At 44.3% G+C, this 1267-nt stretch carries 1 protein-coding gene; it reads left to right on the top strand.

Annotated features, from left to right (window positions below):
* Positions 1-1258 (top strand): 4Fe-4S binding protein (locus E1176_RS00860; protein ID WP_155208702.1); only part of this gene is annotated, 1258 nt, incomplete at its 5' end.
* Between the last annotated feature and the right edge of the window lie 9 nt (positions 1259-1267).

The raw sequence follows: 1267 nt of genomic DNA, 5'->3' as shown, positions 1-1267 counted from the left end.
ATTAGGCATCACGCGTAATGCCACTTACGGTCTTGTATCAAATCATACAATACTCATGCTTTTCCTAACCATAGGTCTCAGTATCATAGGAGGCCTATTATATATTTTGCCAAAACTTACACTTCTACCAGGTATTAAGAATAACCACGTCTTTCACAGCAAAAACACAAACCGCGGATGGATAGGCTACACCATAGGTTTTTTACTAATTGGCTTTTATATAATTCTCTACTGGTATCCGGAGTATATGACCAGTTGGATGCTTCTTGTAGACCCTGTGAGTCTGGCTTTGAGCGGTAACCCTGCCAGTCAATGGTTTTTCTATGGTTTTCTTTATACCATAGCCATTTTAGTGATGGGTGTTCGCATGCTCATCAAATACAGACACAGTAAATACCAGATGGCACGGACGGCTTCGGTCATGTTCTTCCAGACTGCATTTGCCTTTCTCATACCAGAAATCCTGGTGAGACTCAACCAGCCAAGCATGGATTTGAAAAACATCTGGCCGCTTAATTATACCTTCTTTTACGATTATAACTTAGAGACCCTCACCTCTTCAGGATCTGTAGGCTTGAGTATGCTTGTTTGGGGTACAGGGCTCGCCCTCATTGGCGTACCTGTAATCACCTACTTTTATGGCAAACGCTGGTATTGCTCCTGGGTATGTGGTTGTGGTGGTCTTGCTGAAACACTCGGAGATCCTTATCGCCAACTTTCTGACAAATCTTTGAAAGCATGGCAGGTAGAACGCTGGATGGTGCACGGTGTGTTGGTATTTGCAGTGGTGATGACCTTTGCAGTTTTGAATACTTACTTCACAGGCAGCAGCACAGTTGCCGGTATAAACAGCTATGACCTTAGGTCGGTTTATGGCTTTGCGATAGGCGCGGCCTTTGCCGGGGTAGTTGGGGTAGGTTTCTATCCCATGATGGGCAATAGAGTTTGGTGTCGATTTGGGTGCCCTCTCGCTGCTTACCTTGGCATCATACAGCGGTTTAAAAGCCGCTTTAGAATTACTACCAATGGTGGGCAATGTATAAGCTGTGGCAACTGCTCAACCTACTGCGAAATGGGTATTGATGTAAGAGCATACGCTCAGAAAGGACAAAATATCGTGAGAGCGAGTTGTGTAGGGTGCGGAGTTTGTTCATCGGTATGCCCGCGGGGTGTTCTTAATTTAGAAAATAAAGATCCAAAAGGTCGATTCAACGAACCAATTTTAATTGGCAATGATGGTGTGAAAGTGCAGAGCTAATGATTACTT

The sequence above is a fragment of the Fulvivirga aurantia genome, assembly GCF_009711475.1.
Taxonomy (GTDB): Bacteria; Bacteroidota; Bacteroidia; order Cytophagales; family Cyclobacteriaceae; genus Fulvivirga; species Fulvivirga aurantia.
The sequence above is the reverse complement of the archived record's forward strand: the minus strand, read 5'-3'. Positions and strand labels throughout refer to the sequence as shown.